This is a genomic window from Nocardia sp. NPDC001965, assembly GCF_053594175.1.
This window is the reverse complement of record NZ_JBSFDZ010000024.1, coordinates 35,120-58,907: the sequence shown is the minus strand read 5'-3', so window position 1 is coordinate 58,907 and position 23,788 is coordinate 35,120. Positions and strand designations below refer to the sequence as shown.

At 68.4% G+C, this 23,788-nt stretch carries 24 protein-coding genes and 1 pseudogene; 15 read left to right on the top strand and 10 right to left on the bottom strand.

Going from position 1 to position 23,788, the window contains the following annotated elements:
• Nucleotides 1-2: 2 nt before the first annotated feature.
• Nucleotides 3-866 (top strand): carbon-nitrogen hydrolase family protein, encoded by an 864-nt coding sequence (locus ACWCPQ_RS26395; protein ID WP_449903567.1) that lies wholly within the window; start codon nt 3-5, stop codon nt 864-866.
• Complete coding sequence (locus tag ACWCPQ_RS26390; protein ID WP_449903565.1) at nt 866-1,501, top strand: phosphoribosyltransferase; 636 nt, start codon at nt 866-868, stop codon at nt 1,499-1,501. Before ACWCPQ_RS26395 ends, ACWCPQ_RS26390 begins: the two co-directional genes overlap by 1 nt.
• Nucleotides 1,502-1,808: 307 nt before the next feature.
• Here ACWCPQ_RS26390 and ACWCPQ_RS26385 read toward each other — a convergent pair whose 3' ends face one another.
• Together ACWCPQ_RS26385 and ACWCPQ_RS26380 are read right to left on the bottom strand one after the other, a co-directional pair.
• The gene (locus ACWCPQ_RS26385; protein ID WP_449903563.1) at nt 1,809-2,933 is read right to left on the bottom strand and encodes an acyl-CoA dehydrogenase family protein; all 1,125 of its coding nucleotides are present in this window, start codon (nt 2,931-2,933) and stop codon (nt 1,809-1,811) included.
• Nucleotides 2,934-2,942: 9 nt separating this feature from the next.
• Nucleotides 2,943-4,115, bottom strand: coding sequence for an acyl-CoA dehydrogenase family protein (locus tag ACWCPQ_RS26380; protein ID WP_449903561.1), 1,173 nt, complete (start codon nt 4,113-4,115; stop codon nt 2,943-2,945).
• A gap of 228 nt (nt 4,116-4,343) precedes the next feature.
• On the opposite strand from ACWCPQ_RS26380, the gene ACWCPQ_RS26375 reads away from it, so the two are divergent.
• The 5 genes from ACWCPQ_RS26375 (at nt 4,344) to ACWCPQ_RS26355 (ending at nt 8,304) form a co-directional block, all read left to right on the top strand.
• Entirely contained in the window at nt 4,344-5,102 is a 759-nt protein-coding gene (locus ACWCPQ_RS26375; protein ID WP_449903559.1) for a hypothetical protein, read from the top strand.
• A 104-nt stretch (nt 5,103-5,206) separates the two neighbouring features.
• Entirely contained in the window at nt 5,207-5,890 is a 684-nt protein-coding gene (locus ACWCPQ_RS26370) for an alpha/beta hydrolase (protein ID WP_449903557.1), read from the top strand.
• Between the two features lie 38 nt (nt 5,891-5,928).
• Nucleotides 5,929-6,315 (top strand): hypothetical protein, encoded by a 387-nt coding sequence (locus ACWCPQ_RS26365; protein WP_449903555.1) that lies wholly within the window; start codon nt 5,929-5,931, stop codon nt 6,313-6,315.
• Nucleotides 6,308-7,561: a WXG100 family type VII secretion target gene (locus ACWCPQ_RS26360; protein ID WP_449903553.1), complete on the top strand. Its 1,254-nt coding sequence runs from the start codon at nt 6,308-6,310 to the stop codon at nt 7,559-7,561. Before ACWCPQ_RS26365 ends, ACWCPQ_RS26360 begins: the two co-directional genes overlap by 8 nt.
• Nucleotides 7,558-8,304 carry an ESX secretion-associated protein EspG gene (locus ACWCPQ_RS26355; protein WP_449903551.1) on the top strand — a complete coding sequence of 249 codons (747 nt, stop codon included), beginning with the start codon at nt 7,558-7,560 and terminating at the stop codon, nt 8,302-8,304. Before ACWCPQ_RS26360 ends, ACWCPQ_RS26355 begins: the two co-directional genes overlap by 4 nt.
• Before the next feature lie 36 nt (nt 8,305-8,340).
• Here the strand turns inward: ACWCPQ_RS26355 and ACWCPQ_RS26350 are convergent, their stop codons facing one another.
• Nucleotides 8,341-9,084, bottom strand: coding sequence for a hypothetical protein (locus tag ACWCPQ_RS26350; protein WP_449903549.1), 744 nt, complete (start codon nt 9,082-9,084; stop codon nt 8,341-8,343).
• Between the two features lie 296 nt (nt 9,085-9,380).
• Between ACWCPQ_RS26350 and ACWCPQ_RS26345 the strand changes: the two genes are divergently transcribed.
• From ACWCPQ_RS26345 to ACWCPQ_RS26335, 3 genes are all read left to right on the top strand, one after another.
• A complete protein-coding gene (locus ACWCPQ_RS26345; protein ID WP_449903547.1) occupies nt 9,381-9,677 on the top strand; it encodes a hypothetical protein in 297 nt (98 codons plus the stop codon).
• Between the two features lie 531 nt (nt 9,678-10,208).
• Nucleotides 10,209-11,294: an S-(hydroxymethyl)mycothiol dehydrogenase gene (locus tag ACWCPQ_RS26340; RefSeq protein WP_449903545.1), complete on the top strand. Its 1,086-nt coding sequence runs from the start codon at nt 10,209-10,211 to the stop codon at nt 11,292-11,294.
• On the top strand, nt 11,291-11,905 hold the full coding sequence (locus ACWCPQ_RS26335) for an MBL fold metallo-hydrolase (protein ID WP_449903543.1): 615 nt from the start codon (nt 11,291-11,293) through the stop codon (nt 11,903-11,905). The genes ACWCPQ_RS26340 and ACWCPQ_RS26335 overlap by 4 nt, the downstream gene beginning before the upstream one ends.
• Nucleotides 11,906-11,994: 89 nt before the next feature.
• On the opposite strand, the gene ACWCPQ_RS26330 is transcribed toward ACWCPQ_RS26335, so the two are convergent.
• Entirely contained in the window at nt 11,995-12,813 is an 819-nt protein-coding gene (locus ACWCPQ_RS26330) for an MBL fold metallo-hydrolase (RefSeq protein ID WP_449903541.1), read from the bottom strand.
• Between the two features lie 96 nt (nt 12,814-12,909).
• On the opposite strand from ACWCPQ_RS26330, the gene ACWCPQ_RS26325 reads away from it, so the two are divergent.
• Nucleotides 12,910-13,521 (top strand): helix-turn-helix domain-containing protein, encoded by a 612-nt coding sequence (locus tag ACWCPQ_RS26325; RefSeq protein ID WP_449903538.1) that lies wholly within the window; start codon nt 12,910-12,912, stop codon nt 13,519-13,521.
• Between the two features lie 90 nt (nt 13,522-13,611).
• Here the strand turns inward: ACWCPQ_RS26325 and ACWCPQ_RS26320 are convergent, their stop codons facing one another.
• From ACWCPQ_RS26320 to ACWCPQ_RS26295, 6 genes and pseudogenes are all read right to left on the bottom strand, one after another.
• Nucleotides 13,612-14,091, bottom strand: coding sequence for a nitroreductase family deazaflavin-dependent oxidoreductase (locus ACWCPQ_RS26320; protein WP_449903535.1), 480 nt, complete (start codon nt 14,089-14,091; stop codon nt 13,612-13,614).
• Between the two features lie 26 nt (nt 14,092-14,117).
• Nucleotides 14,118-14,696: a TetR/AcrR family transcriptional regulator gene (locus ACWCPQ_RS26315; protein ID WP_449903533.1), complete on the bottom strand. Its 579-nt coding sequence runs from the start codon at nt 14,694-14,696 to the stop codon at nt 14,118-14,120.
• 18 nt (nt 14,697-14,714) lie between these two features.
• Nucleotides 14,715-16,181, bottom strand: a complete 1,467-nt coding sequence (locus ACWCPQ_RS26310) for an FAD-dependent oxidoreductase (RefSeq protein WP_449903530.1) — start codon at nt 16,179-16,181, stop codon at nt 14,715-14,717.
• Nucleotides 16,182-16,360: 179 nt separating this feature from the next.
• Nucleotides 16,361-17,230 (bottom strand): annotated as a pseudogene (locus ACWCPQ_RS26305) (NAD(P)-dependent oxidoreductase); the annotation flags it as partial.
• The gene (locus tag ACWCPQ_RS26300) at nt 17,230-17,979 is read right to left on the bottom strand and encodes an SDR family oxidoreductase (RefSeq protein ID WP_449903529.1); all 750 of its coding nucleotides are present in this window, start codon (nt 17,977-17,979) and stop codon (nt 17,230-17,232) included. The pseudogene ACWCPQ_RS26305 and the gene ACWCPQ_RS26300, both read right to left, overlap by 1 nt.
• 129 nt (nt 17,980-18,108) lie before the next feature.
• On the bottom strand, nt 18,109-19,578 hold the full coding sequence (locus tag ACWCPQ_RS26295; RefSeq protein ID WP_449903527.1) for an aldehyde dehydrogenase: 1,470 nt from the start codon (nt 19,576-19,578) through the stop codon (nt 18,109-18,111).
• Nucleotides 19,579-19,888: 310 nt separating this feature from the next.
• On the opposite strand from ACWCPQ_RS26295, the gene ACWCPQ_RS26290 reads away from it, so the two are divergent.
• From ACWCPQ_RS26290 to ACWCPQ_RS26275, 4 genes are read left to right on the top strand one after another with little or no spacing between them, the layout of a single operon-like run.
• Nucleotides 19,889-21,094 carry a cytochrome P450 gene (locus ACWCPQ_RS26290; protein ID WP_449903525.1) on the top strand — a complete coding sequence of 402 codons (1,206 nt, stop codon included), beginning with the start codon at nt 19,889-19,891 and terminating at the stop codon, nt 21,092-21,094.
• On the top strand, nt 21,095-21,895 hold the full coding sequence (locus ACWCPQ_RS26285) for an SDR family oxidoreductase (RefSeq protein ID WP_449903522.1): 801 nt from the start codon (nt 21,095-21,097) through the stop codon (nt 21,893-21,895). It abuts the gene before it with no gap.
• Nucleotides 21,895-23,118, top strand: coding sequence for a cytochrome P450 (locus ACWCPQ_RS26280; protein ID WP_449903521.1), 1,224 nt, complete (start codon nt 21,895-21,897; stop codon nt 23,116-23,118). Before ACWCPQ_RS26285 ends, ACWCPQ_RS26280 begins: the two co-directional genes overlap by 1 nt.
• Nucleotides 23,115-23,600: a glutathione peroxidase gene (locus ACWCPQ_RS26275; protein ID WP_449903519.1), complete on the top strand. Its 486-nt coding sequence runs from the start codon at nt 23,115-23,117 to the stop codon at nt 23,598-23,600. The genes ACWCPQ_RS26280 and ACWCPQ_RS26275 overlap by 4 nt, the downstream gene beginning before the upstream one ends.
• Nucleotides 23,601-23,788: the final 188 nt, after the last annotated feature.

Genomic DNA, 23,788 nt, shown 5'->3' with positions numbered 1-23,788 from the left:
GCATGAACGCCGACCCCGCCGACTTCCCGGACCCGCACCAGGGCGCGACGGTTCTCGCGGCCGTGCAGTTCGCACCGCATACCGATATCGATGCCAATCTCGCCGCGCTCACCGCCGCGGTGCGGGCGGCGGCGGAACAGGGCGCGCGGATCGTGGTCGCTCCCGAGTACTCAATGTTCGCGCTCGGCCGGCTCGACGAGCGGGCCCTCGCGGCCGCGCAGCCGCTCGACGGTCCGTTCGTCACGGCGCTCGCCGGACTGGCCGCCGAGACCGGGGTGTATCTGGTGGCCGGGGTCGTGGAGACGGCCGCGCCGGGCGACGAACGGATCCACAACACGCTGGTGGTGCTCGGCCCGGACGGATCGCTGCGGGCCCGCTACCGCAAAGTGCATCTGTACGACGCGTTCGGGCAGCGCGAATCGGAGGTGGTCGCCCCCGGCCCGCTGGACGAAACGGCGCTGTTCACCGCCGACGGACTCACCTTCGGCCTGCAGACGTGTTTCGATCTCCGATTCCCGGAGGGTTTCCGCCGGCTGGCGGCGGCGGGCGCACAGGTTCTGCTGCTGCCCGCGCAGTGGATCCCCGGACCGGGCAAGGTCGATCAGTGGACCACGCTGCTGCGGGCTCGGGCCATCGAGAACACCGTCTATGTGGCGGCGGCCGACCAGTGCGGCCCGCGCGGTGCCGGGGCCTCGATGATCGTCGATCCGGCAGGCCGGGTGCTGAGCGAACTCGCCGACGCCCCCGGAATCGCCCTCGCCGAGCTGGACGCCGGATCGGTGCAGCGGGTCCGCCGCACGAATCCGAGCCTTGCCCTGCGCAGATACGCCGTTGCGGCGCCGGAGGCGAGTAGCGTCGAGAGGTAATGCTCTACGCCGACCGTGTGACCGCCGGGCGCGCGCTGGGAAGCGAACTGACGCACCTGCGTGCGGAACATCCGCTGGTGCTCGGGTTGCCCCGCGGCGGGGTTCCGGTGGCGGCGGCGGTCCGCGACATCATCGGCGGCGATCTGGACATCCTGCTGGTCCGCAAACTCGGCGTGCCCTGGCAACCGGAACTGGCGGCGGGGGCCATCGGCGAGTCGGGGGTCCGGGTGGTCAATGTCGATGTCCTGCGCCAGACCGGAGTGGACCTGCGGCGGCTGGACGCGATCGAGGCGGACGAGCGCGCCGAACTGGAGCGCCGCCGCACCCTGTGGCGCGGTGACCGGCCGCCGGTGCCGTTGCGGGATCGAACCGTGGTGATCGTGGACGACGGGGTCGCCACCGGCGCGACCGTGGTGGTGGCGTGCCGGGTGGCCCGCGCCCAGCAGCCCCGGCGGATCGTGGTCGCGGTACCGGTCTCGGCACCCGAAGCCCTCGACCGGATCGCCGCCGAGGCCGATGAGGTGGTGTGCCCGCTGGCGCCCGCGGCGCTGGCCGGAGTCGGTGGAGCGTATCGCGATTTCCACCAGCTCGCGGACGCCGAGGTGACCGACCTGCTCCGGCCGGACGCCCGATGAGCCGTACCGGGCGTCCGGACCCGGACGCGGTCCGCCGCATCCGCTCGGCGCACCCCGCGCCCGTCCGCAGCGGACGGGCGCGGGGTTCCGCATAACGCGCACGGCCGGAGCGGATGCGGAGGTACGCAGGGTGCGCACGGCCGGAGCGAACGCGGAGGTACGCAGGGTGCGCACGGCCGGAGCGAACGCGGAGGTACGCAGGGTGCGCACGGCCGGAGCGAACGCGGAGGTACGCATAACGCGCACGGCCGGAGCGAACGCGGAGGTACGCAAGGTGCGCACGGCCGGAGCGAACGCGGAGGTACGCCTAGAGCTCCGGCTGGGCGTAGTCCGCGACCTGCGCGGTCAGTACCCGCAGATGCTCCAGCGAGCTTCCGAGGGTGCGTTCGATCGCGGTGAGCCGGGCGACGTAATGACTCACCGGGTACTCCGAGGTGACCCCGATACCGCCGTGCATCTGGATCGCTTCCTGGCCGATATGCCGCGCCGACCGGCTGACCTGCAGGCGCGCCCGGGACGCGATCACCGGATCGCCGGCGTCGACCAGCGAGGCGGTGAGGTAGTAGCTCATGCTGCGGGCCAGTTCGAGCGAGACGTACATGTTCGCGGCCCGCTGGGTGAGGGTCTGGAACTTCGACAGTGTCACACCGAATTGTTTGCGGGTCTTCAGATACTCGGTGGTCAGGCGTAGCGATTCCTCCATCGCCCCGACCGATTCCGCGCACAGCGCGGCCTGGGCCCGGGTGAGGACCTCGTTCACGGTGTCGGTGGCGTCGCCGCCGGTGCCGATCAGTTCGCCCGGTGCGCCGTCCAGCACCACCTGGGCACCGCGCAGGCCGTCGACCGTCGCGTAGGAGGTGCGGTCCACGCCGGTGGCGTCGGCGGCGACCAGGAACAATCCCAGGCCGCCGTCGGGCAGGGTCGCGCTGACCACCAGGTCGTCGGCACAATCACCGTGCGGTACCGGGTTCTTGGTGCCGGTGAGGGTGTAGCCCTCGCCCTGGGCGGTGGCCGTGGTGGCGACGGCGTGATCGGGCCAGCGGGTGCCGGGCTCGCCGTGGGCGAAGGCCAGCAGTTTCGCCCCCGCGGCGACCTCGGGCAGGATGCGCTGGCGCTGGTCGGGGGTGCCGATCGCGCTGATCAGTCCACCCGGGACCAGGACCGCGTCGAGCAGCGGTTCCGGCGCGAGCCGGCGGCCGAGTTCCTCGAGCACCAGCATGGTCTCCACCGGCCCGGCTTCCATCCCGCCGTCCTTCTCGGCGAAGCTCAGGCCGAGCACGCCGAGTTCGGCGAGCTGACTCCATACCTTGCGGCTCCAGCCGAGGTCGGTACCGATGGCCTCGAGCCGGGATTCGGGGTTGTAGTGGCGATTGAGCAGGTCACGCACCGTGTCACGGAGTAGGGCCTGTTCATCGGTGAGATCGAAATCCATTACCTGACCTCACAATCCGAGGATCGAGGAGGCGATGATGGTGCGCTGCACCTCGCTGGAACCTCCATAGATGGTTGTCTTGCGGTAGTTGAGATAGCTCGGGCCGGTGCGCTGCGCCCATTCCGGCGAGCCGATATCCGGCGTGTGCACCGGCAGCGCGTCGGGTCCGGCGATATCCAGCAGCAGCTCGGTGGCGGCCTGCTGGAGTTCGGAACCGCGCATCTTCAGGACCGACGACGCGGGGTTCGGTTTGCCCTCGACGGAGTTCGACACCACGCGCAGCTGGGTGAGTTCGAGCGCGAGCAGTTCGTTCTCCAGTTCCGCGATCCGCGCCGCGAACAGCGGGTCTTCCAGCAGGGTTCCGGAGCCGGACCTGGTGGCGGCCGCGTATTCCTTGGCCACCCCGATCCGCACCTTGGTGCGCGCGACCGCGGTGATCCCGGTGCGTTCGTTGCCGAGCAGGTACTTGGCGTAGGTCCAGCCCATGTTCTCTTCGCCGACCAGCTGATCGGCCGGCACCCGGACGTTCTCGAAGAAGACCTCGTTGACCTCGTAGCCGCCGTCGATCAGTTTGATCGGCCGGATGGTGACTCCGGGCGATTTCACATCGAACAGCAGGAACGAGATACCGGCCTGCTTCTTCGGGGCGTTCGGGTCGGTGCGGACGAGACAGAAGATCCAGTCCGCCCATTGTGCGAGGGTGGTCCAGATCTTCTGGCCGTTGACGATGTAGGAATCCCCGTCGCGCACGGCGGTGGTGCGCAGCGAGGCCAGATCGGAGCCCGCGTCGGGTTCGGAGAAGCCCTGGCACCACCAGATGTCCAGATTGGCGGTGGGCGGCAGGAACCGCTTCTTGAGTTCCTCGGACCCGAACTGCGCGATGACCGGGCCGACCATGGTGGCGTTGAAGGTCAGCGGGTCGGGCACGCTGGCGAGCTGCATCTCGTCCTGCCACAGATGCCGCTGCATCGGGGTCCAGTCCTTGCCGCCCCATTCCACCGGCCAGTTCGGTACGGCCAGCCCGTGCTCGTTCAGTGCCCGGTGCGATGTCACGACGTCCTCGCGGGACAGCTCGTGACCGTATTTCACGCGTTCCCGGATCTGCGCCGGGATCGCGGTGGTGTAGATCTTCCGCAGCTCGTCACGGAAGGCGACCTCGTCGGGAGACAGAGTTAATTTCATACACATCTCCAAATATGTCTCGATTGTCCCGCATAGAACTTACACCCCTCAGCAATCCTGCCGTGTCGAGTGCATCACATGTGGTGGGGGCATACGGCCGATCACGGCGGACGAGAGCAGAGCGTGACCGGGCAGCGACCCGAACGGCCTGGTACTTTGCTGCGGTGGGCGGGGGGTTGCCGACCGATATCGGCACGCACCGCCCTGATCGGATGTAGGGAGTCAGCAGTGCACAACACAATCATCGCGCGCACCGCGGCCACGGCAGCCGCCCTCGGTATCAGCGCAACGCTCGCCTTCACCCCGGCGGCGGCCGCGCCCGCGCCCACCCCGGCGGAAGCGGCGATCCAGGCGCTCACCGAGCGGACCGCCGAACAGCCCGAGAACCGCGCCGGTGTGGATGCGCTGGATCGATACGCCGACCACGTCGCGGCGAACCACATCAGCACCATCGGTCTCTACACGCCCTTCGTCTACGCCGCGCCCACCTTCGGCTGCGGTAGCAACGGTCCGATCACCACCATCGTCGCGGCCGGCACCGCCAACGGCCCCAGCGCCAATATCGGCGGCCGGCCCGGCACTCTGACCTTCCACGCCACTCCCGGGCACCCCGGTATTCCGCAGGCCTCCGGTCTGGTGGTCGCCTGGATCAATATCAACAACGGGCGCAGCGGTCTCGACATGCTCGACGATCGGACCGAATTCGGCACCCCGTCGCTCTCCCGGACCGTGGACAGCGGTCCGGGGACCGTGCTGGCATCCATGTGGGGCACGATCGACTACCCGGGCGCGCTGTGTGTGATGACCCCCACGGTCGGCATGTTCCCGGTGCCCGAGGAAGCTGTTCCGGCTCCCGCCCCGGCCCCGCAGTCCGCGCCCGCCGCGCCGCCCGCGCAACCCGGCGCTCCGGCCCCCGCACCTGCGCCTGCGCCGAATCCGGAGCCCGCTCCCGCCCCGGCTCCCGCCCCGGCTCCCGCCCCGGCCTGACCGACCGGCGGATCGGACTCGTGCCCGGCCCACCCGGGCCGGGCAGCACGGACCGCGAAACGTAGCACCCCATATGGCCGGGATTCTTTGTCAGAATCCCGGCCATGGGTTTCTTCGAGGGCGTCAACGGCCGTCTGCACTTTCGGGACCGGACGGTCGAGGACGCCGCGACGGGTCTCGTGCTGGTGCCCGGCACCGGCCAGCACAGCGGGCACTATCACGAATTCGCCCGGCAGTTGAACCAGGCCGGAATCTCGGTCTGGACGCTGGATCCGGCCGGGCAGGGCCTCAGTGAAGGCGATCCCGCGGCCGACCCGGTGCTCTCCGATCTGGTCGCCGGCGCGGCCGGTTTGTTCGCCCTCGCCCGAGCTCAGGCGCCCGGCCTCCCGCTCGTGCTGATGGGGCATTCGCTGGGCGCGGTCACCGCCCTCGCGGTCCTCGGCGCCACCCCGCCCGTCCTGGACCCGGGCGTCGTGACGCATGCGGCGGTATCGGCGGACGTACCCGCCGGCCTCGTGCTGTGCGGTACTCCGGCACGCGCCCTCGATGATCGACGCGGGGCCGCCGCGCCGCAGCTGCCACCGGTGCTCGCCGTACACGGAGTGGACGACCGGCGGGCGCCGATCGACCCGGTGCGTGCCTGGGCGCGGCAGCGCGATGCCGTGGAACTGCGCGAATACATCGATGCCGGGCACGATCTGCTGCACGAACGCGTGCGCACCCGAGTGACGGCGGATATCGTGCAGTGGACGCAGGAGATCGTCGCGGGGCCGGTGCGGCGATCGTGAAATACGCTGTGTGACAGCGGAGCAGGAAGGGGGACGCGATGCAGCCGAACACGATCACCACGCTGGATTCGGCCGTCGAAGACGGGCAGCTGTGGATCGACGGGGTACTGGTGGCCGAGGGTGCGCCGGAGCGGTGTGCCGTGCGCTACGAACAACTCGCCGATCAGGTGGACGCCCAGATCGAAACTCTCACCGCGGCGGTATCACTGCCCGGTTTCGGGGGGTTCGATTCGGGCGCGGCGTTGCGCACCGGCTTCGAGGGCAAGGCGGTCGACGCGATCGCGGCGCTGCGCCGGTACTCCGGTGCGGCCCGGCAACTCGCGCACACCTTCCGTACCGCCGCGGCGGCCTACCGGGAGGCCGATACCGATGTGGCGGCGGCACTGGGCGCCGCCGCCGAGCCGACGGAGGCCTCCGGTGCGTGAACTACCCCGCGCCGGGGCCCGCGGTGTGCACTACCGTGTCGACCCCGAATACGCCCCCACCGTGGAAGTGTTCGACAACCTCACACATCGGCAGATCCATGCCGGGGTGGCCGCGCTGAACCCGTCGGTACTGCAGTCCGGAGGTCAGGCCTGGCAGGGCGCGGCCACCGGTCTCACCGACGCGGTGGCGCAGGCGCACACCGAGATCCGTGGCGCCATCGCCGACGGCTGGCGTGGCTCCGCGGCGGGTCTGGCCACGGCGGCGGTCCGCGATTTCGAGGCCGCCGGCCGCCACCTCGCCGATGTGCTGGCGACGGTCGGGCAGCGGCTGGGCCGGGCCGGCGACGCGGCGGAAACCCTGCGTGCCGCGGTCCCCGAGCCCACCGGCGCCGCGCCGGATCTGGCGGCGGCCCTGCTGGATCCCCATGCCGCCACCGGCAATATCGCGGTACAGCGGCAAGCCGACGACGATCGCGCCGATGTGGTCCGGGTGATGGACAGCGTCTACACCGGGGCCTTCATCCCCACCGGCGCGCAGGTACCGGCGTTCCCGGACCTCCCGGATCCGGTGCCGGGCAGCGTTGCGCCCGCCGGGACCGTGCCGGTGGTGCCCGCAGGCTCCGGCCCGGAAGACGTGGCCGGGCAGCGGCCTTCGCTCGCCGTGACCGCGGCCGCGGTCACGCCGGAAGGGCAGCCGGAGCCGCCCCCGCCCGGTTCGGCGAACCCGGACGAACCGGCCCGGCCGGTGATCGCGATTGTTCCCGCCGGGGCCGGGACCCCGGATGCCGCCCCCGCCGAGACCGCCGCCGCGGCCACCGCGCAACCGGCTCCCGCACCTGCCGCCGTTCCGGCCCCCGCCCCGGTACCGGCGGGGAGTACCACCACCACGGTCGCGTCGGCGGCGGGTGTTCCCCTGTTCGGCGCACCGGTCCGCCCGGCCGGGTCGAGTACCGATCAGGAGCGGTCCCGCGACGAGCAGCAGCGTCAGCCGGGTGGCGAAACGGTCACCGGAATGGGTGCGGGAGCGATCGGCGGCATGATGGGCGGCGCCATGGCGGCCGATTCCGTCCGTTCGAGCACCCCGGTGACACCGCGGACCGAGCGGACCGACCCGGCCGACGACGATCTCCATTTCACCGACGAGGACCTCACCTACCTGGAACCGGGCGAACCGGCCGGGCAGTTGATCGGCGCACTGGATCCCACCACCCCGCCGGTTCTGGGTGAGTGGACGGAAGAGGAGTGAACTGGATCCTCACCCCGGACCAGTTCGCGCTGGCATGGGAGCGGACCGTCGGCGATCGCATTCCGTATCCACTGGCAGTTCGCTTGTCCGCCCGCGATTCCGCCGAACGCGCCGCGCAATTGCCCGCCCTGCGGCAGTGGTGCGCCGGCACCCTCGACGCCGATCTGGAGGCCGCGCTGCGCGTTCTCGCGGCTCCCGAGGTGAGTGTGGCGGCATTCGGCCAGGACGGGGGCGGCGTTCCGGCGGTCCGGGTGCTCGGCGCCTCGGCCGCGCGGATCGGAGTGGTCGCCACCCAGCGCCCGGGTGCGGATCCGGATCGCGGCGGGGAACTGCGGGTCACCGCGGGTACTTCGAGCTCCCTGCCGGTGCGCGTGATCGCGGCCCTACCGGCCGCGCCCGCGGGGGCCGGCGGACGGCTGCGGGCGCCGCGGACCGACGTCGTGGAAGACGTCCGGGACCGCGTCACCGTTCCGGTGTCCGGGCCCGGCGTTGCGAGCCGTATCCGTAAGCGGCTCAAACAGTCGCGCGACGGTATCGGCCAGATCGTGGTGTCGGTGCACCGGGCCGCGGGGCCGGCGCCCTTCGGCGTGCTGTGCTGGATGGATATCACCGACGACGGCCGCTATGCCGTCCATACCGGTAAGGACGTCGAGATCGCGGCGGTAGGAGCAGAGGGATTCACCAACGCGTTGCGCCCCATGATCGCCGCCGCCCAGCGGTCGTTTGCCTACGCCGAGCGCTGAGGATCGGCCGGCCACCTTGCTTTCCGGTACCGGTGGTCAGTTGGTGAGCGGGCGGGTGACGGTGGGAACCGTAGTGCTCGGCGATCCCTCGGGGTGTTGCGGTGCGGTCGTCCCGGTGGTCGGTACGGCCGCGCGGGGTGCGGCGGGAAGCTCGGACGGCGAGGGCTGCGCCGACGGGATTTCTGCCGGTCCGGTGTCCGGTGAACCCTGCTCGTCGGCCACCGCGGGCGGTTCGGCTGCCGGTGGCGGCGCGGCGGGCGCCGGGGGCTCGGCAGGCACCGGGGCCACCGCCTCCCCCGGCTCCGGCGGAGGTGGGGCGACGGTGGTCGAAGCCGGTGCGGGGAGCGGGGATTCGGTGTACGCCGGTTCGATCGGCGGGCTCGGCCGCGACGCGGTGGTCCAGCTCGGTTCGGCCGAGGTGGACGGATCGGCGGTGGCCGACAGAGTCACCGGCCGGGTGGTCTCGCCGGTGCCGGGCTCCGCGCCCGGACCGGGAGAGGAGGTGACCGAGATCTGGTATTCGGGTGGAAGCGTGCGCCGGGGTGGCGGTTCGGGTGCCATCCGCCAGCTCGGTGACGGCGGGATCAGCACTTTGGCGATACTGCTGGAGGGCTGGCCGGTGTACTGGGCCGGTTCGGCGGCCTGCGGCCCCGCGTGGATCGGCGGCGGTGGCACGTAGGTGTCCTCCTGGCCGATCCCGCACGCGCCGATGAGCACCAGCCCGAGGGAAACCGCCCCGGCGGCCGCCAGCGGCCCGGCGACCTTCGTTTTGCTCTCCATCGGTGACGCTCCTGTGATATGTCAGTGGCCCAACCTTAATTGAGCGTGCCCGGGAGAACTAGTCCACATCGGCGGATCAGCCTGGTTACCAGGTGTAGAAAGGCGGCGGCCGGGTACGTATCAGGTATCGAATTGATATCAGCCGCGTGTCGCGGGCTTGTGTCGCGTAACAATCTTCGGGTTGTGGTCGTAGCGTATGTTGCCGAAGTGACGCATGAGGCGCCGGAGTTCTCGGTGGCCGTGCACTGAAGTGGTAGGCGCGAAACGATTTACGGATCGGCGCCATCGAGGAGTAGATGATGGGAGACCAGACCACCACCGACCTGCCGGACGTGGCGGAGGAGCCCGCCCCGGCGGCGGTCCCGGAGCCGGCGGCGGATCCTGTATCGGGTGGTGCGGGTGCGACCGTGGGCAGAGTGCTGGGCTGGCTGGTCTTCGCCGGTGGGCTGGGTGCCGCGGCCTTCGGTATCGGCACTCTCCATGTGGTGATCAGTGTGATCGGTCTCATCCTGGCGTGTACCGCGGGGTTGACACTGCTCAAATTGCGGGCCGACGCGCCCGGTCCCGAGCCCGAGGCGGGTATCGCCGGCTGAGCCGGCGCGCTTCCGCTTCTCGCTCGTAGCCTCTCGATCCGCGTGGTCGTGCCTTTTCGCGCGTAATTCTGCGCACTGAGTGGGACACGTGTCCGATCACTTTTTCGGACAGCTGATCAACGGAGCGGTGCCGGTCGCGCGGGGGCCGCCCGGGAGCGTCTTCCCGGCGGTCGGCCGTTTGCCGGACTCCGGCATCGTCGGTACCTTGGCGCCGGTCGGGTCGGATGAGAAAGAAGAGATGAAATGATCGAAACCGGGTCCGCGGTCCTGAATCTGGCGAATGTCGTCACCTCCATCGCCGCCAACGTGACCTATCTGCTGCAGGCCTGGGGAGTTCTCTGAGTGTTTGCCGACAGTGTGGCGGCGTGCCCCCGCGGGTACGCCGCCACACTGCGTCCGGGCCACTCGTTCGTTGCCGAACAGCCGTCGCCGGCGCCTCGCCGGGCGTACAGGGCACTGCACAGGCGTCCTCGGGACCGATAACGTATGCGGCATCGCGCATTGCCGCATTACCGCCCGAGAGGAGATGCTGTGCCCCAGCAGGTTCGAGGTGTCATCGCCCGTAGTTCCGGTGCCCCGGTCGAATTGGTCCCGATCGTCATCCCCGATCCCGGGCCCCGGGACGTGGTGGTGAAGATCCAGGCGTGCGGGGTCTGCCACACCGATCTGACCTACCGGGAGGGCGGAATCAACGACGAGTTCCCCTTCTTGCTCGGGCACGAGGCCGCGGGTGTGGTGGAAACGGTGGGTTCGGCGGTCACCCATGTCGAGCCGGGCGATTTCGTGATCCTGAACTGGCGCGCGGTCTGTGGACAGTGCCGCGCGTGTCGACGCGGCCGCCCCTGGTACTGCTTCGATACCTTCAACGCCAGTGTGCCGATGACGCTCGAGGACGGCACCGAACTCACCCCGGCGCTCGGTATCGGTGCCTTCGCCGACAAGACGCTCGTCCACGAGGGACAGTGCACCAAGGTCGATCCGGACACCGATCCGGCAGTGGCCGGATTGCTCGGCTGTGGTGTGATGGCGGGCCTGGGTGCGGCGGTGAACACCGGAAATGTGGGCCGCGGGGATTCGGTGGCCGTGCTGGGCTGTGGGGGAGTCGGTGACGCCGCCATCGCCGGTGCCCGGCTGGCGGGCGCGGGCACCATCATCGCGGTGGACACCGATGCCCGCAAACTCGATTGGGCCCGCGAGCTCGGCGCCACCCACACCGTCGACGCTTCCGGTACCGACGCGGTCGCGGCGATCCAGGATCTCACCGACGGGTTCGGTGCCGATGTGGTGATCGACGCGGTCGGCCGCCCGGAGACCTGGAAACAGGCGTTCTACGCGCGCGACCTGGCCGGCACCGTGGTGCTGGTCGGGGTGCCGACCCCCGATATGACGCTGGAGATGCCGCTGATCGATTTCTTCAGCCGGGGCGGGTCGCTGAAATCGTCCTGGTACGGGGACTGCCTGCCGGAACGGGATTTCCCGACGCTGATCGATCTGTACCGGCAGGGCCGCTTGCCGCTGGACAAATTCGTCACAGAACGGATCGGCCTGGATGCGGTGGAACAGGCCTTCCACACCATGCACGGCGGGCAGGTCCTGCGTTCGGTGGTGGTCCTGTGACCGCGCGAGTCGAGCGGATCGTCACCGAGGGGCAGTTCTGTCTCGACGGCGGCTGCTGGGATGTGGCGAACAATATCTGGCTCGTCGGTGACGACAGCGAGGTGCTGATCATCGATGCCGCGCACGACGCCCAGCCGATCCTCGAGGCGGTGGCCGGGCGCCGGGTGACCGCCGTCGTCTGCACGCACGCGCACAACGATCACGTCACCGTGGCGCCCGTCCTGTCGGCGGCGACGGGCGCGCCGATCTTCCTGCACCCCGACGACGATGTGCTCTGGCAGCAGACCCATCCCGGGGTCGAGTACCGTCCGCTCGCCGACGGAGAGACCTTCCGGGTCGGCGGCGCGGAACTGCGGATCCTGCACACGCCGGGGCATTCGCCGGGGTCGTGCTGCCTGTATTTCGCCGACGGCGGCGAGTTGTTCAGCGGAGATACCTTGTTCGAGGGCGGGCCCGGAGCGACCGGGCGTTCCTATTCGGACTACCCGACCATCCTCGCCTCCATCAACGAGCGATTGTTCGCGCTACCGGAACAGACCGTGGTGCACACCGGACACGGACCCGACACCACCCTCGGCGCCGAGCGGGCCACAGTCCCCGAGCGGGCCTGAAACCGGAACTCGCGGTAGTGGAACGACGGCGCTCGCACAGGTGCCGCCGTTCCGGCTGCTGTCGTCGGGTGGGCGCGGAGCGGGCTCGATCAACCGAGCGGTGGTGCGAGGTACTCCAGCGCGTAACCATCGCCGTCCCGGGTTACGCGGGCGATACCGGGGGAATCGAGGTGCGCGCCGGCCACGAAGTGGTCTGGCCGGGTCAGTTGTTCGAGGAGGTCCGCTCGTGCGGCGCGGGCCCGGGGCCGATCGCCGTCGAGTTCCCAGGAGACGTTCGGCCGCTCGAATTGGAGTGTGGGTACGTGAACGGTATCGCCCCAGACCAGCAGGTGGCCGGTGCCGCTGCTGACGTCGTAGACGGTGTGACCGGGCGTGTGGCCCGGCGTGGGGACCGCGGTGAGCCAGTCGTTTATCGCGACCTTCTCCGACACGGGTACGACCCGGTCGCGGATCGGCTCGAGCCGCCCGGTGAACACCGAGGTATCGCCCGCGCCGATCCATACCCGCTCGAGACCGGGAAAAGCCGCCGCACCACCTGGCGCGATCAGGCCACTCACGTGGTCTTCGTGATTGTGGGTGATGGCCACATCGCCGATCCGCGCGCGGTCGATTCCCGCTTCGTCGAGGGCGGTGTAGATCAATCCCATCGTGGGGTCGTGCCAGGCGTCGGACGCTCCGGTGTCCACGAGCACCGACCGCGCGCCGTCGGTGATGTAGAAGGCGTTGACCGCCAGCCGTAAATTACCGTCGACCAGCGGTACGGCGGCCGGCAGCGCATCGAGCGCGCAGCCGTCCTCGCCGCGGAGCCGTGTCGGTGGCATATCGATGTACCCGTCTCGTAACGAGATCACCTGTAGAGCACCGAATTCGAATGTGGCGTAGTGGCGGCCACTCGAGACCAACCGCATGGGAACCTCCGTCGTGCTATGTCTCTGATAGAAGATCAGATCTTCTTTAGGAGAAACATACACTGTGAACAGTCAGGAACCCACCGATCGAGGAGCATGGTGATCGAGCTAGACGGAACCGGGACCGAGCCACCGCACGGTGACGATCTGGCCGGCGCGTTCGGCGGCAATGTGCGGCGACGACGCGAGGCGGCGGGGCTGACGCTGGAGCAGCTGTCCACCCGATCGTCGGTCAGCCGGGCGATGCTGTCCAAGGTCGAACGCGGTGAGAAGAGCCCGACGATCGGCGTCGCGTCCCGGATCGCCCACGCGCTCGACGCATCGCTCTCGGACCTGATCGGCGGGGCGAACGCGGCCGCGTCCGGAGTGGCCGTCACCATGCGCAAGAAGGACCGTCCCGTTTTCCGCGACCCGGAAACCGGTTTCGAACGGCATATGGTGTCGGCGGCCCCGGGCGTGGGAGGCGGTGAGATGGTCGTCCACTACCTGCCCGCGCAGGTCTCCACCGGGCTGCTGCCCGCGTATCCGCCGGGTACGGAGAAACAACTCGTGGTGCTCGCGGGCACGCTGACGGTCGCGATCGGCGGGATCAGCGAGATCCTGGACACCGGCGACTCCCTGTTCTTCCAGGCCGACGCCGACCACGGCTTCGCCAACCGGACCAACGCCCCCTGCGAATACCTCATGGTCATCTCGCGCCGAACCTGATCGGCGGCAGCCGCCCGAAGAGCACGCCGGAGAAACGTCAGCGGTGACGCCGTATCCGGTGACTACCGCGCGAGTGCCACCGGAACCCGGTCAGGGAGTACGAGGCTCCAGTACGAAGATCGGGATACGGCGTTCGGTCCACGACTGGTAGTTGTCGAAATCCGCGTACAGCTCGAGCAGTTTCGGCCACAGCCGATCACGTTCGGCGTCGTCGGCGAGCCGGGCCCGCACCGGGATCCGGTCCTTGCCGATCTGCACGGTGGTGTCCGGCGCCGCGACGAGGTTGTAGTACCACTGCGGGTTCTTCGGCAGCCCGCCCTGCGAGGCGACCACGACGATGTTCGCGTCGTCACGCAGGTAGAGCAGTGGCGCGGTGAACGGCTTACCCGATTTCCGGCCGATATGGTCGAGCAAAAGGGTGGGCACCGGGTTGCGCAGCCCGGCCCCGACCCGCCAGGTACCGCCGATCCGTCCCCCGGTCTTGCGATAGGCCCAGGTGTTGACCTTGGACATGTACTTGATGACGGTCGGCACCAAGGACGAGTCGAGTTGTTTGGGACGATTGTTCATACTTCTTCGAGCTTCTTTCCCGGTGCTCAGCGCAGGATCAACAGCGCGGATTTCTCGATGAGGTCGGCGATATCGGCGTAGGACGCGTAGCCCATACCGGCCCGGACCAGTGCACCCGCGTAGACCAGCTCCAGCGATACCACCACCTCCGGATCCGGGTCGGGACCGAGCGCCCGCTCGATCCGGGTCCGGATCTCCAGGCCGATCCGGGCGCGTAGATGGGCCACATCGGGATCGCGGCCGAGCATGGCGCTGGTGACGGCGCCGGAAACCTCTTGGTCGTCGGCGACCAGCATCGCGATCGCCCGCAACTCGGCCACCACCCGGATGATGGGGTCGGGATCCTCGCTGACCGGTGAATCCGCCGCCACCAGCCGCCGCCAGAAGATCTCGGCGACCAGATGTTCCTTCGACGAGAAATAGGTGTAGGCGGTGGCGGTCCCGACCCCGGCCGCGGCGGCGACCATCCGGATGGTCATCCCCGCGAACCCCTCGCGGGTCAGCACCTCCACCGCGGCCTTCGTCAGTTTGTCGACCGTATCGGCCTGTTTCGCGGACAGGCGTCGACGGGTCGCTTCGACGACGAGAGGTTCACCTTCGGACATGTGTCTGAATGTACCGTTTCAGTTCTTCGCGGCCGCAATCCCGGCCCTGCGGCCGTAGAAACTGCCGTCACCCAGCGAGGTTCCGCTGGCGTAGCCGCCCGCGCAGACTCCGGAGGTGCAGCGGCCCGCGGCGAACAGCCCGGGGATGGGCTCACCGCTCACGTGCAGCACCCGCGAATCCAGATCCGTGCGCAGTCCGCCGAGGGTGAATCCGGCGGTGAACCCGCGCATATCGAAGGCCGCGAACGGACCCTCCAGCGCCTTCGTCCACTCCGGCTTCTTCCCCAGCAGCGGGTCCTTACCGTCCACCGCGTGCTTGTTGTACAGGTCGACGGTGCTCTGCAGGGCGAGTTCGGGCAGACCCATATCGGATTCGAGTTCGGCGATGGTCTCCGCGGCCCAGGTCGGCGGCTGCCGGAAGAACGGGGTGGAGGTCTCGGTGGTCAGGGATTCCTCGTAGGCGGCCTCGCCGATGATCAGATACGCCTGGTTCTCCTGGTGGAACAGGGTCATCTGACCGATCCGGCCCGGATAGGTGTCTTCCGGGACATAGCGCTGACCACGCCCGTTGACCAGGATGCCGCGCGCCATCATCTGCGGATCGCCGAAGAACGCGACCTCGGTGGCGTCCATATGGGCCAGGTCGGCGCCGAGGGCCTGCGCCACCCGGATGGCGATACCGTCGTGTTCCTCGATGGCGGCACCCGGGCGGCCGATGAGCCGGGGAGCGAATCCTTCGATCATCTGGTCGTGATAGGCGAAACTGCCGGTGGCCAGGACGACTCCGCGTTCGGCGCGGATGTTCAATTCCTTGCCGTACTGTTTGGCGACCACACCGACGACCCGATCACCGTCGACGATCAACCGCTGGATGCGGATATCGTATTCGGCGGTGACACCCAGCTTCTCGGCGGTTTCGGCGAGCGGTTTCATCAGCATGTAGCCGCCGCCCTTGGAACCCGTGCGCTTATTGCTCATCTGCGGGACGTGTCCGCGCGGGGCCGGATCGGCGACGGTGTTGAAAGGGGCGGCGTTCTCGCCACCGGAATACATCAGGCCCTCGTCGTGCGGGGGCTCCCAGCCGGGCTCACCCCAGAACTCCGCTTTGAAGGGCACGCCGTTGGCGACCAGCCATTCGTAGTGTTCGACACTGCCCCGGCAGTAGTCGGCGATCTTGGCCGCGTCCGCGCCGGGACCCAGCGCGGTGAGCATGAATTTCTCCATGTTCTCCGGGCTGTCCTCGAAACCGAGCGCCTTCTGCAGCGGGGTACCGCCGCCGAGGTAGATGAACCCGCCGGCCAGTGCCGCTGCCCCGCCCCAGCCGCTGGTGCGTTCCAGGACGAGTACCTGTGAGCCTGCCCGCGCGGCCTCGATGGCGGCACAGACGCCGGCGATCCCGTAACCGGCGACCACGACATCTGCGGTGCGGTCCCAGGCGCCGACCTCGGCGGCGGGAAGTGGGCGGAGAGGAGTGGCGTCGGCCATTATTCGTCTTCCTTACTGTCGTTCTGCGCCGCGGCTGCCGGGTCGGTGGCGTCCTGCCGCCCGGCGATGGTGGCACGCTCCGGCGCGCCGGTACCGGAAGGTTCCCGCTCAGCGGCAGTAACACTGTGCCGCTCGCCGACTGTGCCGCTGTCCCGCTCGGCGGGTGTGACATTCGCCCGCGCGACCGCACCCTGCCCGACGCCCAGGCCTTCGCCGAACCGTGCCAGCGCCAGTCCGGCCAGCGGCAGTTCGGCGCCGACCCGGCCGCCCAGATCCAGGGCGAGGGACAGATCCTTTTCGCCGAGTTCGCGCACATGGGTGAGGATCGACAGCCAGAAGTCGCCGTCCGCGATGGGAGCGGTGGTATCGCGCAGCATGATCGAGCCCGCTCCACCGGTCACCGCGTCGGAGTGGCGGACCACCTTGCCCAGCACAGTGATATCGAGCCCGGCGGCCTCGGCCAGCCGCTGGGCCTCGGTGGCGGCGGTGAAGGAGATGAAATGCAGCAGGTTGCGGGCGAGCTTCATCCGGGTACCGGCCCCGACCTCGCCCGCGTGCACGACCATATCGGCGAAACAACCGAAGGGTTCGCGTACCGCTTCGACCGCCTCATTGCCACCACCGACCATCACCGCCAGCCGTCCGCTGTCCGCGCCCGCCGCGCCACCGCTGACCGGGGCGTCGATCAGATCCACCCCGTGCTCGGCGCACAGCCGCGCGAATTCCACGGCCGATTCGTCGCCGATGGTGGAGTGCACGGCCACCACGGTGCCCGGGGCAGCGGTACTCAGCACCCCGTTCTCGCCGGCGAGTACGGACCGGACCTGCTCGTCGTCGACCACCGCGATGCAGATGATCCCGCATTTCGACGCCACCTCGGCCGCTGTTCCGGCCGCTTCCGCGCCGGCCGAGGTGAACGGTTCGAGCACTTCGGCCCGCATATCGCAGACCGTGAGCCCGCCGTGCCAGGCCAGCAGTTTCCTGGCCATCGGCGCGCCCATCGAACCCAGCCCGATGAAGCCCACCCGGGGGCCGACGCCGGCGCTCATTACCGGATCACCTGGCCGCCGTCGACACAGAAGATCTGCCCGGTGACCCAGGAGGCGTCGTCGGAGAGCAGATAGAGCAGGGCGCCCGCCATATCGTCGGGTGTACCCATGCGCTTGAGCGGCAGCCGGTTCACCATGTCCTTGACCATGCTCTCCGGTGTGGTGGTCTTGGTGGCCTCGGTATCGGTGGGACCCGGCGCGATCGCGTTGACCCGGATATTCGAGCCACCGAGTTCGGTGGCCAGCTGCTGGGTGAGACCGTTGATCCCGACCTTGGCCAACCCGTAGAAACCGGAGTACACCCAGGCGGCCGTGGACGACTGGTTGACGATCGAACCGCCACCGTTCGCCGCCATGTTCTCCCAGACCGCGCGGGTCATCACCAGCGCGCCGTCCAGGTTCACCGACATGAACTTCTTGTAGTAGTCCCAGGGCACGGTGAGCAGCAGATCGAGTTTCATGCCGCCGTAGATGGCCGCGTTGTTGACGAGATGGTCGATCTTGCCGTACTTCTCGACGGTGAAATCGGCCAGCGCCTTCGCCGAATCCGGATCGGATACGTCGACCGTGTGGAAGGACGCGGTACCGCCGTCGGCCACGATCTTCTCGGCGACGGCCGTACCGCCCTCCTCGTTCAGATCCGCGACGACGACCGACGCGCCCTCGGCGGCCAGCGCCTGCGCGTAGACCTCGCCGATTCCGCGGGCGGCGCCGGTGACGATGGCGGTCCTGCCGGTGAAACGAGCCATGGGATGAGCTCCTCGTTGTTCGGGAAAGCTTGTCTGTTCGGAAATTTCTCGCGCTCGCGGGTGGGTGCCCGCCCGCCGCGCGGTACGGATTTCGCGGCTACCGGCGGTTCGGTATGCGCACGGCGCGGCCTACTGGGCGGTGGCGACGAGTTTGGTCTCCAGGTACTCCTCGAACCCGGCGACACCCATCTCACGGCCGATACCGGACTGTTTGTATCCACCGAACGGCGCGTCGGCGCTGTACCACATACCGCCGTTGACGCCCAGGGTTCCGGTGCGCACCCGGTCGGTGACCCGGCGGATACGCTCCGGGTCCTTACCCCAGACCGCACCGGACAGGCCGTACGGCGAGTCGTTGGCGATCCGGACGGCGTCGTCGTCGCCGTCGTAGGGCAGCACCACCAGGACCGGGCCGAAGATCTCCTCCTGTGCGGCCTTGGCGCTGTTGTCCAGATCGGCGATGACGGTGGGTTCGACATAGAAACCGCGGTCGTGTTCGGCCGGGCGGCCGCCGCCGGCGACGATCCGGCCGCCGTCGGCGCGGGCACTGTCGATATAGCCGAGGACCCGGGTGCGCTGCCGGTCGGAGATCACCGGTCCGCAGACGGTACCGGGGTTCGTGGGATCGCCGGGGCGGATACCGCGCATGGTGTTCGCGGCGGCCGCGAGCGCCTCCTCGTATTTGTTCCGCGGTACCAGCAGCCGGGTGGACAGGGCACAGCCCTGACCGGCGTGCACGCACAGTGAGAATCCGGCGTAGCTCACCGCGGTGGCGAGGTCGGCGTCGTCGAGCACGATGAACGCCGATTTCCCGCCGAGTTCGAGGAAGGTCTTCTTCAGATTGGCCGCGGCCGAGGCCATCACGGCGCGGCCGGTATTGGTGGATCCGGTGAAACTGATCAGGTCGACCCGCGGATCACCGGAGAGCTGCGCGCCGAGCGCATGATCGGACGAAGTGACGATATTGACCACGCCGGGCGGGATATCGGTTTCTTCGGTGATGATGGACGCCAGCGCCGCCGCGCACCAGGGGGTGTCGGGGGCTGGCTTGAGAACGACGGTGTTGCCCGCGGCCAGCGCCGGACCCAGTTTCGCGAAGTTGATCTGGTGCGGGAAGTTCCACGGGGTGATCGCCCCGACCACGCCGATCGCTTCGCGCCGCAACGCCCGGTGGGTGCTGATACCCATCGGCGCGGCCACCCCGAGCTCGGTCTCCCATTCATAGGTCGCGGCGAGCCGGGTGGCGAAGCTCAGATCCGCTACGGGCCCCTCGAGCTGCGGCCCACTGGTGAACATGATCGGCGCGCCCACCTCGGCGACGGTGATCTCCCGCAGTTCCTCGGCGTGCGCCTTCAGGCCCGACTGCAGCTGTTCCAGGCAACGCACCCGGAAGGCGTGGTCGCGGGACCAGTCGGTCTCGTCGAAGGCGGTCCGGGCGGCGGCGATGGCGGCGTTCATATCGGCCGCGTCCGCATCGGCCGCGGTGCCGATGACCTCTTCGGTCGCCGGGTTCACATTCTCGAACACGCCGTTGCCGCCGGGGGTGAGGCTGCCGCCGATCAGCAGTCGAGAACTGTCGCCGGGCAGAAGACTGTTCATGAAAGACCCCAATACTGTCTGGACAGGTGTATGGAATATAGTCCGGACTGTTTCTCGAGTGCAAGAACGGGTTCTATCGTTCGTGCTCCACGCTGATCGTGCCCGAAAGATGGGCCGGATGGGGCCGGTAGCCCGCGGCAATCTCGCGATCGGTCGTCGTTATGCGTCTGAGCAGTAAATTCCCGTACGATCATTGTCGCGGGGGCGCGCCGCTGGTACCGTCCAGACACATGTCCAGCTATGTGTCTCTCCCCGGCGGCCGATCGGTCGCGCCCGGCGAGAACTCGTTATCGAAACAGAGGTGGGTCCGATGACGGCCGCATCGTTGGAGCCGGTGACGTTCGATCCGTACGACTACGTCTTCCACGAAGACCCGTACCCGGTCTACGCCCGGCTGCGCGCGGAGGCGCCGCTCTACTACAACGCCGAACTCGACTTCTACGCACTATCGCGGCACGCCGATGTCACCGCGGGCTTCCGCAATGCCGCCCAGCTGTCGAATGCCAACGGGGTCTCGCTGGATCCCGCGGCCTGGGGCCCGCACGCGCACAAGACCATGTCGTTCCTCGCGATGGACGATCCCCGGCATATGCGGATGCGCAAGCTGGTCTTCAAGGGCTTCACCCCCAAACGGGTCGCCGATATGGAGACCCGCATCCGGGAACTCACGCTCGAATACCTGGAACCGGCCCTCGAGCGCGGCGAATTCGACTGGATCCAGGAATTCGCCGGCAAGCTCCCGATGGATGTCATCTCCGAGTTGATGGGCGTACCGGTCGCCGACCGCGACGAGATCCGCCATATGGCGGATATGGTCATGCACCGCGAGGACGGCGTGACCGATGTCCCCGATACGGCGATCGAAGCCTCGCTGAACCTGGTGGTCTACTACGCGGACATGGTGGCGCAGCGGCGGGCGAAACCGGCCGACGACCTCACCTCGGCACTGCTCGAGGCGGAGATCGACGGTGACCGACTGACCGACGACGAGATCATCGGCTTCATGTTCCTGATGGTCGTCGCCGGAAACGAGACCACCACCAAACTGCTGGGCAACGCCCTGTACTGGGCCGGCCGCAATCCGGCCGAATACGCCAAGGTCGTCGACGATCCGGAACGGGTCGCGGACTGGGTCGAGGAGACCCTGCGCTACGACACCTCCAGCCAGATCGTCGCGCGGACCGCGACCGAGGAACTCGAGTACCACGGCCGCGTGATCCCGGCGGGTTCGAAAGTGTTGCTGCTGATCGGATCGGCCAACCGGGACGGTGATGTCTTCGACGACGGCGATGTCTACGACCTGGACCGTGCCGAAAAAGGCAATCTGGCCAGCTTCGGCGCCGGTGTGCACTTCTGCCTCGGCGCCCATCTGGCTCGGCTGGAAACCACTGTCGCACTGCGCGAATTCGCCGCGCGGGTGAAGTCCTACCGAGTGCGTGAGAACGAATTCGTCCGCGTGCACTCGTCCAATGTCCGGGGCTTCGCCGAGCTCCCGATCTCCGTGGAGGTGCGGTAAATGCCCCGGTTCGATCCTCATCCCGAGAAGCGGCCGACCATCGTGGCCGGCGCTTCGTCGGGTATCGGCGCCGCCACCGCCGTGGAACTGGCCGCACAGGGCCATCCGGTGGCGCTGGGCGCGCGCCGGGTGGAGATCCTGGAGGAGTTGGCCGGCAAGATCCGGGCCGACGGCGGTACCGCTTTCGCACATCGTCTCGATGTCACCGATCAGGCTTCGGTAGACGAGTTCGTGGCGGCTGCCGAAGCGGCCATCGGACCCACCGAGGTCCTGGTCTCCGGGGCCGGTGATATCGAATTCGGCCTCATCCAGGACATGGATCCCGCCGATTTCGCACAACAGGTGCAGATCCACCTGATCGGCGCGCATCGGATGGCCCACGCGGTACTGCCCGGCATGCTGGCGCGGCGGCGCGGCGATGTGGTGCTGATCAGTTCCGACTGCGCACCGCTGCCACGTCCCTGGAACGGCGCCTACAGCGCTGCCAAAGCCGGGGTCGAGGCGATGGTGCAGCAGATGCGGATGGAACTGGAGGGCACCGGTATCCGGGCGTCGCTGGTCCGGCCCGGGCCGACCGTGACCGGTATGGGGATGAACGCATCGCCGGAGGTGGTGGGGCCGCTGCTGGAGTCCTGGCAGGCCTGGGGCCTGGCGCGGCATCCGTACATGCTGCGTGCCGGTGACCTGGCCCGGGCGGTGTCCGCGGTCGTCGGCACCCCGCGGGGTGCCCATCTCGTGCTGGTCGAGGTGCAACCGGAAGCGCCGCTGCGGCCGCTGCCGGAAGAAGGAAAGGACGCCTGATGACAACCGCACTGCCTCCGGGCTTCGATTTCACCGACCCCGCGCTGTGGGCCGATCGCAGTCCGGTCGAGGAATTCGCGCTACTGCGGCGGACGGCGCCGGTCTGGTGGAACGCCCAATCCGACGAGACCTCGGGCGGTTTCAACGACGGCGGCTACTGGGTGGTCAGCACACTGGAGGACGTCAAGGAACTCTCGCGCAATCCGGAGCTGTACTCGTCGCAGCAGAAGGGGTCCATCGTCCGGCTGCCCGGCGATATCACCCCGGACCAGATGCAGCTCACCGAAGCGTTGCTGGTGAACATGGATCCGCCGAAGCATTCCAAGGTGCGGCGGATCGTCTCCAAAGGTTTCACCCCGCGTGCGGTGGAGGGCCTGCGGGACGCGCTCACCGAGCGCGCGCATCGGATCGTGCACGAGGCCAAGAAGACCGGCAGCGGCGATTTCGTCACCCAGGTCGCCTGTGAACTGCCGCTGCAGGCGATCGCCGAGCTGCTCGGCGTTCCGCAGGAGGACCGCCGCAAGGTGTTCGACTGGTCCAACCAGATGCTGAACTACGACGATCCGGAATACGGAGATCCGACCGTCGCCTCGGCGGAGATCCTCGGCTACGCCTGGAACATGGCCGAACAGCGGCGTTCGTGTCCGGCCGACGATATCGTCACCCAGCTGGTCAACGCCGACCTCGACGGTGAGGGGTTGGCCTCCGACGAGTTCGGTTTCTTCGTCATCCTGCTCGCGGTCGCCGGGAACGAGACCACCCGTAACGCCATCACCCACGGGATGAAGGCGTTCGTGGACAATCCGGAGCAGTGGGAGCTGTACCGGGAGCAGCGGCCGCGGACCGCGCCCGACGAGATCGTGCGCTGGGCCACTCCGGTGACCGCGTTCCAGCGCACCGCGACCGCCGATCACGTGCTGGGCGGGCAGGAGATCGAGAAAGGGCAGCGGCTCGGCCTGTTCTACAGCTCGGCCAATTTCGACGAGGCCGGCTTCGACGAACCGTTCACCTTCGATATCCTGCGCGACCCGAATCCGCATGTCGGATTCGGTGGTACCGGTACGCATTACTGTGTCGGCGCGAACCTGGCCCGCCTGGAAATCGACCTGATGTTCAATGCGATCGCCGACGCCATGCCCGGCCTGAAATCCGATTCCGATCCGGTACGGTTGCGATCGGGGTGGATCAACGGAATCAAGAGTTGGCAGGTGCGCTACGAATGAACGTTCGAGATATTCCGGTGAACACGCTGTCCGGTTCGGCCGCCACGCTCGGTGAGCTGGTCGGGGACCGGGTGGTCCTGCTGGTCAATGTCGCGTCGAAATGCGGGTTGACACCGCAGTACACCGGGTTGGTCGAGCTGCAGAAGACCTACGGCGACCGTGGTTTCAGCGTGGTCGGGGTCCCGTGTAATCAGTTCATGGGCCAGGAACCGGGCAGTGCCGAGGAGATCCAGCAGTTCTGCTCCACCACCTACGGGGTGGACTTTCCCCTGCTGGAGAAGGTCGACGTGAACGGTGACGGTCGGCATCCGCTGTACCGGGAGATCATCGACACCCCCGATGCCGAGGGTGCGGCCGGGGATGTCCAGTGGAATTTCGAGAAGTTCCTGATCGGCCGGGACGGGGTCGTGGCCGGGCGTTTCCGGCCTACTACCACACCGGATGCGGACACGCTGGTGGCGGCTATCGAGAAAGCGCTGTAACCGATGCCCTAACCGCTTATGATCGAGGCCCGCTCACCCAGTCGTGAGCGGGCCTTTTTCACTTTCTACCTGCGAAAACGGTGTGATACGGCGAAATCCGGACGTGATCGGTGAAAACCGCCCGCCCGGGTTGAATCAGCCATAACATGGACAACTGTCTGGACATAAATCCGGCTAGTTCGGCACGC

Coding starts and splice junctions, on each gene's coding strand:
- ACWCPQ_RS26285 (WP_449903522.1), top strand. CDS start 21,095: ATGCCCCGGTTCGATCCTCATCCCGAGAAGCGGCCGACCATCGTGGCC.
- ACWCPQ_RS26380 (WP_449903561.1), bottom strand. CDS start 4,115: ATGAAATTAACTCTGTCTCCCGACGAGGTCGCCTTCCGTGACGAGCTG.
- ACWCPQ_RS26280 (WP_449903521.1), top strand. CDS start 21,895: ATGACAACCGCACTGCCTCCGGGCTTCGATTTCACCGACCCCGCGCTG.
- ACWCPQ_RS26310 (WP_449903530.1), bottom strand. CDS start 16,181: ATGGCCGACGCCACTCCTCTCCGCCCACTTCCCGCCGCCGAGGTCGGC.
- ACWCPQ_RS26350 (WP_449903549.1), bottom strand. CDS start 9,084: ATGGAGAGCAAAACGAAGGTCGCCGGGCCGCTGGCGGCCGCCGGGGCG.
- ACWCPQ_RS26290 (WP_449903525.1), top strand. CDS start 19,889: ATGACGGCCGCATCGTTGGAGCCGGTGACGTTCGATCCGTACGACTAC.
- ACWCPQ_RS26295 (WP_449903527.1), bottom strand. CDS start 19,578: ATGAACAGTCTTCTGCCCGGCGACAGTTCTCGACTGCTGATCGGCGGC.
- ACWCPQ_RS26385 (WP_449903563.1), bottom strand. CDS start 2,933: ATGGATTTCGATCTCACCGATGAACAGGCCCTACTCCGTGACACGGTG.
- ACWCPQ_RS26345 (WP_449903547.1), top strand. CDS start 9,381: ATGATGGGAGACCAGACCACCACCGACCTGCCGGACGTGGCGGAGGAG.
- ACWCPQ_RS26365 (WP_449903555.1), top strand. CDS start 5,929: ATGCAGCCGAACACGATCACCACGCTGGATTCGGCCGTCGAAGACGGG.
- ACWCPQ_RS26370 (WP_449903557.1), top strand. CDS start 5,207: ATGGGTTTCTTCGAGGGCGTCAACGGCCGTCTGCACTTTCGGGACCGG.
- ACWCPQ_RS26330 (WP_449903541.1), bottom strand. CDS start 12,813: ATGCGGTTGGTCTCGAGTGGCCGCCACTACGCCACATTCGAATTCGGT.
- ACWCPQ_RS26325 (WP_449903538.1), top strand. CDS start 12,910: ATGGTGATCGAGCTAGACGGAACCGGGACCGAGCCACCGCACGGTGAC.
- ACWCPQ_RS26275 (WP_449903519.1), top strand. CDS start 23,115: ATGAACGTTCGAGATATTCCGGTGAACACGCTGTCCGGTTCGGCCGCC.
- ACWCPQ_RS26390 (WP_449903565.1), top strand. CDS start 866: ATGCTCTACGCCGACCGTGTGACCGCCGGGCGCGCGCTGGGAAGCGAA.
- ACWCPQ_RS26300 (WP_449903529.1), bottom strand. CDS start 17,979: ATGGCTCGTTTCACCGGCAGGACCGCCATCGTCACCGGCGCCGCCCGC.
- ACWCPQ_RS26315 (WP_449903533.1), bottom strand. CDS start 14,696: ATGTCCGAAGGTGAACCTCTCGTCGTCGAAGCGACCCGTCGACGCCTG.
- ACWCPQ_RS26395 (WP_449903567.1), top strand. CDS start 3: ATGAACGCCGACCCCGCCGACTTCCCGGACCCGCACCAGGGCGCGACG.
- ACWCPQ_RS26320 (WP_449903535.1), bottom strand. CDS start 14,091: ATGAACAATCGTCCCAAACAACTCGACTCGTCCTTGGTGCCGACCGTC.